Annotated in this window: 6 protein-coding genes; 1 reads left to right on the plus strand and 5 read right to left on the minus strand. The window is 68.4% G+C overall.

What is annotated here, in order from left to right; translation table 11 throughout:
• Positions 1–64 precede the first annotated feature (64 nt).
• The 3 genes from MFF30_RS23775 to MFF30_RS23785 all read right to left on the minus strand — a co-directional run bounded on the left by MFF30_RS23775 (position 65) and on the right by MFF30_RS23785 (position 3770).
• Positions 65–1009, minus strand: a complete 945-nt coding sequence (locus MFF30_RS23775) for an ABC transporter permease (RefSeq protein ID WP_238282598.1) — start codon at positions 1007–1009, stop codon at positions 65–67.
• Positions 1010–1025: 16 nt separating this feature from the next.
• Complete coding sequence (locus MFF30_RS23780; protein ID WP_238282599.1) at positions 1026–2531, minus strand: ABC transporter substrate-binding protein; 1506 nt, start codon at positions 2529–2531, stop codon at positions 1026–1028.
• A gap of 318 nt (positions 2532–2849) precedes the next feature.
• The gene (locus MFF30_RS23785; RefSeq protein ID WP_238282601.1) at positions 2850–3770 is read right to left on the minus strand and encodes a DMT family transporter; all 921 of its coding nucleotides are present in this window, start codon (positions 3768–3770) and stop codon (positions 2850–2852) included.
• Between the two features lie 60 nt (positions 3771–3830).
• Between MFF30_RS23785 and MFF30_RS23790 the strand changes: the two genes are divergently transcribed.
• Complete coding sequence (locus MFF30_RS23790) at positions 3831–4457, plus strand: TetR/AcrR family transcriptional regulator (protein ID WP_238282603.1); 627 nt, start codon at positions 3831–3833, stop codon at positions 4455–4457.
• 208 nt (positions 4458–4665) lie between these two features.
• On the opposite strand, the gene MFF30_RS23795 is transcribed toward MFF30_RS23790, so the two are convergent.
• On the minus strand, positions 4666–6285 hold the full coding sequence (locus MFF30_RS23795) for a gamma-glutamyltransferase family protein (RefSeq protein WP_238282606.1): 1620 nt from the start codon (positions 6283–6285) through the stop codon (positions 4666–4668).
• Positions 6286–6417: 132 nt separating this feature from the next.
• Positions 6418–7482, minus strand: coding sequence for an SDR family oxidoreductase (locus MFF30_RS23800; RefSeq protein WP_238282608.1), 1065 nt, complete (start codon positions 7480–7482; stop codon positions 6418–6420).
• Positions 7483–7715: the final 233 nt, after the last annotated feature.

The raw sequence follows: 7715 nt of genomic DNA on the forward strand, positions 1-7715 counted from the left end.
CCCGCAAGGGGGAGGAGAGGCGCACAATCCTCGGACGAGGCCTGTGCCCAGGGTTCGCTCATCCTCACGCGCGCCTCAGCTTCGGGTTGACGAAGGCCGCGAGGAGGTCGGCCGCGAGGTTGAGGAGGACGTAGGTGGTGGCGGTGCAGATCACGACGCCCTGCACGGTGGCGTAGTCGCGGTTGAACACGGCATCGACCATCAGCTTACCGAAGCCCGGTACCGAGAAGACCTGCTCGGTCAGCACCGCGCCCGACAGGAGCTGCCCGAATTCGAGGGCGCCCAGGGTGATGATCGGGATCGCGGCGTTGGGGAGCGCATGGCGCAGGATGAGCCGCAAGGGCGAGACGCCCTTGGCCCGGGCGGTGCGGACGTAGTCCGAGCCGAGCACGCCGAGCATCGCCGCACGGGTGTGGCGCATCATCACCGCCGCGATGGCGTTGCCGAGCACGAAGGCCGGCATCGCCATGGAGCGCAGGTTCTCGGACAGGCTCTCGAAGGGCGAGACGTAGCCCGAGGCCGGCAACCAGCCGAGCTGCACCGAGAACAGCAGGATCATCAGGATGCCGAGCCAGAAGTTCGGCACCGACAGGCCCCAGAGGGCGATGCCGTTGGCGATCGTGTCCGCGGCGGTGCCGCGCTTCACCGCCGAGAGGATGCCCATCGGCACGCCGATGACGAGGGCCACCAGCATCGCCAGACAGGCGAGCTCCAGGGTGACCGGCAGCTTCTCGATGACGAGATCGATGACCGGCTTCTGGAGACGGATCGACTCGCCGAGATCGCCCTGGAGCACACCGCCGGCCCAGAGGGCGTAGCGCACGGGCAGGGGCTGATCGAGGTGGTACTTCTGCCGGATGAAGGCGATGACCTCGGGGTCGCGCTCCTCGCCCGACAGTGCGGTCGCGGTGTCGCCCGGCAGCAATTGCTGCAGGGTGAAGATGATCATCGAGGCGATCACCAGGGTGGGGATCGCGAGCGCCAGGCGCTGGACGAGGAAGCGCAGCATCGGCCGGGCTCCCGCCTCAGTTCAGCGTGAGGCCGGTGAAACGCACGAGACCGTCGGGATAGGGCGTGAAGCCGGACAGCTTCGTGCTGTAGGCCCAGAACAGCTTGCGGTGGAACAGGTAGATCAGCGGCCGGTCGGCCATCACCCGGTCGGCCAGTTGCTTCCAGGCTTGCGCCCGCTGGGCCGGATCGACCGTGGCGCGCTCGGCACTGAGCGCCGCGTCCGCCTCCGGGTTGCAGTAGCGGGCGTAGTTCAGGGGCGTCTTGCAGGCCAGGAAGCTGAAGGTGTTGCCGTCCGGGTCGGGCCGGCCGCTCCAGGAGTAGAGATAGGCGTCGAAATTGCCCTTGTCGGCGGCGTCGAGCGCGGTGGTGAAGTCGGTGGCCTGGAGCTTCACGTCGAAGCCGGCCTCGCGGGTCATCGCCTGGATGACCTGTCCCACCTGGGGCGCCTCGTTGTTGGCGTAGACCGTGAGGGTGACGGACGGTTTCGGCACGCCGGCCTCCGCCAGCAGGGCCTTGGCCTTGGCAATGTCCCGCTTCGGGAGGGGATAATCCTTCACGTAGGCCGGGTGCTTCGGGGAGACCCACTGGTTGCCGGGCAGGAACTCGCCGCTGAAAACCACCTGGTTCAGGGCGTTGCGGTCGATGGCCAGATCGAAGGCGGCGCGCACCCGCGGGTCGGCCACGGCTGAGCCGGCCCGGTTCGGGTTGAAGACGATGGACTGGAAGCCGAGTTCGATGGTCGAACCGACCTTGAGCTTCGGGTCGCGGGTCACCTGCGGCAGGTCGGTGGGGGTCAGGCGCTCCAAGAGTTCGAGCTGGCCGGCGCGCAGATTGGTCAACCGCACGGTGCCGTCGGGGATCGGCCGGAACTCGATGCGCTTGAGGTGGATCTGGTCCTTGTTCCAGTAATCGTCGAAGCGCTCGACCACGATCCGGTCCTGCGGTACGCGCTCCACGAACTTGAACGGCCCGGCGCAGACGGGCGCGGTGGAGAACTTGTCGCCCAGGCGCTCGGCGGCCTTGGGCGAGACCATCATGCCGGCCCGGTCGGTGAACTGCGCCATGAGGGGCGCGAACGGCGTCTTGAGGATGATCTTGAAGGTCAGGTCGTCGACGACCTCGACCCGGTCGATCGGCGCGATCTCGCCGCGCCGCTGCGAGCCGGGGAGCTTCAGGTGGCGCTCGATGCTGTACTTGGCCGCCGCCGCGTCGAGCTTCTCGCCGTCATGGAACAGCACGCCCGGCCGCAGGGTCATGGTGAGCGTCTTCTGATCCTCCGACAGGCTCCAGCTGGTGGCGAGCTGGGGCACCGGCTTCAGGTCGGGGCCGATATCCACGAGCTTGTCGCACATCGCTGCGAAGACCATGCGGCTGGTGAAGGTGCGCGCCAGCGTCGGGTCGAGGGCGTCCGGGTCTTCCATCAAGCCGAAGCGCAGGGTCTGGGCCTGCGCGGAGCGTGTGAGGGCGGGTGACAGCGAGACAGCGCCCACGGCGAGGCAGGCAGCGAACAGACGCAGCATCCAGTGTCCTTCGGCTCAGGGACCGTTCGGGATCGACGCTCGTCCGCGCGGGACGCGCGGCAGGGTCGATCCGGTCGGCACGTCCAAAAGTGTATACATTATCTGTGCCAGTGCGGCGGTTGGCAATGGCAGGGCTTCGCTCGCGAATTTCCTGGTCGTCGAAAGCCGATGGACGATGGCATCCGTTGTCGCCCCGATGAAAAGGGTCGGACGGTCGGTTGCCCATCGTTGCGTGAAATGGACTCGTACGACTGCGTTGGGTGGATTTTTGCCAGTCCGCTTCCGAGCGAGTAGGGCATCGAAGCGGACGTCGCCGACTCATCCCCGTCCTTTCGCACCGAGCGCGATCCCGAACAGGATGGTGAGCGCCGAGACGACGAGCAGCGGATCGAGCCCTTCGGCAAGGATGACGGCCGACAGACCGATCCCCACAACAGGCGTCGCAAGAACACCGAGGGATGCGGTGGTCGCCGGCACGCGCCGGTTCACCACCGTCATAGCCCAAAAGCCGAGCGCTGTTCCGATGACGCCGTTGTAGGTGAGTGCTACCAGCGCGGGTGTGCCGATCCGCGGCGGCGGTGCACCCTCGACCGAGAGAGCCAGGATCACGAGGACGATCGTCGCGAGCAGGCATTGCCAGGGCATGAGCTGGAGCGGCGTCGCCTCCCAGCGATGAGCCCGGGTGTAGACGATGCTGACCGACCAGCAGAGCGCGGCCAGGATCACCAAGCCGTTACCGAGAAGGACCGCCTCGTCCCCCCACGCGAAGCTGCCCGGCTTGAAGAGCACCAGCAAGCCAGCGATGCCGACCGCGATGCCGGCCACTTGCCGCGCAGACACGCGCTCGCCGAGGAAGAGGAAGGCGGCGGGCGCGACCCAAAGCGGGGTGGTGTAACCCAGCACGATGGCGCGGCTCGCCGGAACGAAGACCAGCCCCGCCGTCATGAGGCTCGAGAAGGCGACCATGTGAAAGAGCGCTATCACAAGGATGACCGGCAGGTCGGTCCGGGAAGGCAATACGAGCTGTCGGGCCGCAAACAGGGCCGGGAACAGGACGAGAGCGGCCAGAGCAGTGCGGATGGCGACCGCCCACAGCGGCGTGACCTCCTGGACAGCCAGCTTCATGACGACCCAGTTGAGGCTCCAGGCCAGCACGACGAAGGCGAAGAGGCCGATGGTGGAGAGAGTAGGGGCCGAACCCCGCTGTTGGGCGGGAAGAGCGACAGTGGGTACGGGCATCACGGCGGCCTCATGTAGACAGGTCTGTCTACACTGTCCTATGTAGGACGGCCTGTCTACATGGTTGGGATGACATCAAACCCATACTTCGCGGCATCCGCTCCCATCCCAGCCCGAGACCGCATCCTGCGGACGGCACAGGATCTGTTTTACAGGCAAGGCATCCGCGCCACCGGCGTCGACCGGATCATCGCGGAGGCAGGGGTGACGAAGGTGACTTTCTACCGGCACTTCCCCTCGAAGGACGTTCTTATCCAGGCTTATCTGGAGCGGCGGCACGCAGCCTGGATGGCTTGGTTCCGGGAGGCCCTGTCGTCCTCCCGCGCCGCGCAGCCCGAGGCCGAGCGCAGGAGGGCTCCGCTGGTGCCCGTGCTTGACGCGGCGCGAGCCTGGTTCGGCCTCGCCGACTTCCGGGGTTGCGCCTTCGCCAACACAGTCGCGGAGGCGGGAGAGGCTGCCCTACCAATCGCTAGCATCGCGGCGCAGCACAAGCACGAGGTGCGGGATGCTATCGCGGCGTTGTTGTCCCCGAATGTGAGGGCTCGCGCTGATATAGCCTGGGCCGCCACTCTGGCCCTGGACGGAGCGGCTGTGAACGCGCAGCTCGGCCAAGCATCCACTGATGCGGCACTCGATGGCCTCCGCATCCTTCTCGATGCTCTTGGCTCGCGCCCGCCTCTTCCATGAGGGTCTGCTCACTGCCCCGAGCCGGAGTTGGCAGATCGCCAATGAGCGGCTGCTTCCGGGAAGCGCCGATGGCTGTCTCTACGGCTGCCATGGGTCGTCAGCGGCCCGTCCGATCCAGTTTGGAAGGCCAAGGCAGGACCGGATTGCGACCGGTCGCCAACCCCGCGAACGCGTACGAAGCGTTCCGACGATCGACGACCGGCAAACCTCACCAGACCGAGACCTGTCCGTCGCGCCGGGGGTCGCTCGCGCCGACATAGCCCTCGGTGCCGGGGTCGCCCATGCGCCAGATGAACTGGCCGGCGCCGAAATCCTGGTAGCTGTCCTCGATCACGTCGACGCGGTGGCCGCGCTCCACCAGGCCCTGCAGAGTCGCGGCCGGCATCGCGGCTTCCGCGTTGATCTCCAGGCCGGCGTTGAAGCGCCAGCGCGGCGCGTCGCAGGCGGCCTGCGGGTTCTGGCCGTGGTCGATCATCCGCACCAGGGTCTGCACGTGGCCTTGCGGCTGCATGTTGCCGCCCATCACGCCGAAGCTCATCACTGGCGCGCCGTCTTTCGTGAGGAAACCCGGGATGATGGTGTGGAAGGGCCGCTTGCCCGGTGCCACCACGTTGGGGCTCGCCGCATCCAGCACGAAGCCGTAGCCGCGGTTCTGCAGGGACAGGCCCCATTCGGGCACGACCACGCCGGAGCCGAAGCCCATGAAGTTCGACTGGATGAAGCTCACCATCATGCCGGATTCATCCGCCGTGGTGAGGTAGATCGTGCCGCCCCGGACCGGGTTGCCGGCGCCGAATACTTGGGCTCGGCGCGGGTCGATCAGCTTTGCGCGCGACGCGAGATAGCCTGGGTCGAGCATCGCCTCCGGGGTCAACTCCATGCTGTGGGCGTCGGCGACGTAGCGGTAGGTGTCGGCGAAGGCGAGCTTCATCGCCTCGATCTGGAGGTGCTGCGCCTCCGGCCCGTCCGGGGCCAGGCCCGCGAGGTCGAAGGATTCGAGGATGCCGAGGGCGATCTGGGCGGCGATGCCCTGTCCGTTCGGCGGGATCTCGTGGAGCGTGTAGCCCCGGTAATCCTTGGCGGTCGGCGTCACCCATTCGGGCCGGAAGGCGGCGAGGTCCGCCACATTCATCGCGCCGCCATGCGCTGCGGCGTGCCGGGCCATGGCCTCGGCAATCTCGCCCTCGTAGAAGGCGCGCCCCTTCGTCTCGGCGATGGCGCGCAACGCGCGGGCGATGCCCGGCAGGGTGACGCGCTCGCCCACATGCGGAGCGCGGCCGTGGGGCAGGAAGGTCTCGGCGAAGCCCGGCTGGCGCATGAGGTCGGCGACCTTCGCTGCGGCGGCCCATTTCTGCTGCACCACTACCGGGGCGAGATAGCCGCGCTCGGCGATCGCGATGGCAGGCTGCAGGAGATCGGCGAAGGGCAGCCTGCCGAAGCGCTCGCTTAGGGCCACCCAGGCCGCGACGGCGCCCGGCACCGTGACGGAATCCCAGCCCCGCATCGGCGGCCGCTCGGCCGCGCCGTATTTTCGGGTGAAGTAATCGGGGGTCCAGGCCGCCGGCGCCCCGCCCGAGGCGTTGAGCCCGTGCAGCTGCCGACCGTCCCACAAGATGCAGAAGGCGTCCGAGCCCAGCCCGTTGCTGCAGGGCTCGGTGATGGTCTTGGCCGCCGCCGTGGCGATGGCGGCGTCCACCGCGTTGCCGCCCTGCCAGAGCATGCGGATGCCGGCCTGGGCCGCGAGCGCGTGCGAGGTCGAGACCATGTTGCGGCCGAAGATCGGCATCCGCACGGTGGGGTAGCCGGTGGTCCAGTCGAACGGCTTCATCGGATCGGGGTCTCGCGCATCGGGGGATCGGGCGATGATGGCGACGAACGGCCGGGCCGCCAAGTCGGGGGGCCGGCCGCTCGTCGCATGCCGGTCACCCGCGATCCCCCGCGGCGCGAGACGGCGCGCGCGTCAGGGAATGACCCGCTCGGCCCGCAGGCGCGCGAACAGGTCGAAGAACGCGTCGTCGGTGGCCTGGTAGTCGAGGAAGCCGAGGCGCCGGCTCTTGCTCATGTCGGTGACGACCTCGATCGGCCGGCCGAGATCCGCGTCCGTGTGCCAGGCCGAGGCGAGGCGCCCGAGGTCGGCCTCCTTGAGGCCGTGCCGTGCGGCGAGTTCGGCCCAGAGCGGCGCGGCCCCGTCCATCTGCTGCGCCAGGGGCAGGATCGTGCCGTCGAAGGGGGCCGGCTCCACGCCGAACCAATCGGCGATCCGGCCCCACATCCAGCTCCAGCGGAAGACGTCGCCGTCGACGATGTTGAAGGCCTCGTTGCGGGCCGCCGGCGTGGTCGCGGCCCAGGCGATCTGGCGCGCCAGGATGCGCGCGTCGGTCATGTCGGTGAGCCCGTTCCACTGGGTGGTCGAGCCCGGGAAGCGGAACGGCCGGCCGGTCTCCCGGCAGAGCGTTGCGTAGACGGCCAGCGTCACGCCCATGTTCATGGCGTTGCCCAGAGCGTAGCCGATGATGGTGTGGGGCCGGTGCACGCTCCAACCGAAGCCGTCCCGCGCGGCAGCGGCGAAGATTTCGTCCTCCTGCGCATAGTAGAAGTTCTCGATATCGAGGCGGCCCTGGTCCTCGCGGAAGGGTGTGGCCGGCAGCGTGCCCTTTCCGTAGGCCTCGAACGGCCCGAGATAGTGCTTGAGGCCCGTGACCAGGCCGACATGCTGCACGCCGCCGTTTGGCCGCAGCGCATCGAGGAGATTGCGCACCATCGCGCCGTTGACCCGGATGTTCTCGGCCTCCGTCTCCTGGCGCAGCCAGGTCGTGATGAAGACGTCGGTGGGGCGGACCTCCGCCAGGGCCTCGCGCAGGCTTCCCGGGTCGAGCAGGTCGGCGGCCACCGGCGTCACGCCAGGCATGTCGGCCGGCGGGCGCCGGGCCAGACCGGCCACGGACCAGCCCTCCGACACGAGGTGCCGGGCGAGGTTGTTGCCGACGATGCCGCTGACGCCGGCGATGAGGGCCGTTCGGGTCATGAAAGTCTCCGACTTGATCTGCACCGGACCTATGGAGAGAGTCCGCCCCCGACCAGACGGCACCGTTCGGGGTCATAGGCACCAGAAGGTAACCACGATGGAGAGGCTGAGCGCGGACGAGTCGTGGCGCGAGGATTGCGCGCCGCGCCGGGTGCTCGAACTGTTCGCCACGAAGTGGACGAGCATGGTGCTGCACACGCTCCACGCCCGCCATGCCGGGTGCGCCCGCACCG

Origin of the sequence: Methylobacterium goesingense (assembly GCF_022179225.1) — a bacterium.
Taxonomy (GTDB): Bacteria; Pseudomonadota; Alphaproteobacteria; order Rhizobiales; family Beijerinckiaceae; genus Methylobacterium; species Methylobacterium goesingense.

Coding starts and splice junctions, on each gene's coding strand:
- MFF30_RS23780 (WP_238282599.1), bottom strand. CDS start 2,531: ATGCTGCGTCTGTTCGCTGCCTGCCTCGCCGTGGGCGCTGTCTCGCTG.
- MFF30_RS23795 (WP_238282606.1), bottom strand. CDS start 6,285: ATGAAGCCGTTCGACTGGACCACCGGCTACCCCACCGTGCGGATGCCG.
- MFF30_RS23775 (WP_238282598.1), bottom strand. CDS start 1,009: ATGCTGCGCTTCCTCGTCCAGCGCCTGGCGCTCGCGATCCCCACCCTG.
- MFF30_RS23785 (WP_238282601.1), bottom strand. CDS start 3,770: ATGCCCGTACCCACTGTCGCTCTTCCCGCCCAACAGCGGGGTTCGGCC.
- MFF30_RS23790 (WP_238282603.1), top strand. CDS start 3,831: ATGGTTGGGATGACATCAAACCCATACTTCGCGGCATCCGCTCCCATC.
- MFF30_RS23800 (WP_238282608.1), bottom strand. CDS start 7,482: ATGACCCGAACGGCCCTCATCGCCGGCGTCAGCGGCATCGTCGGCAAC.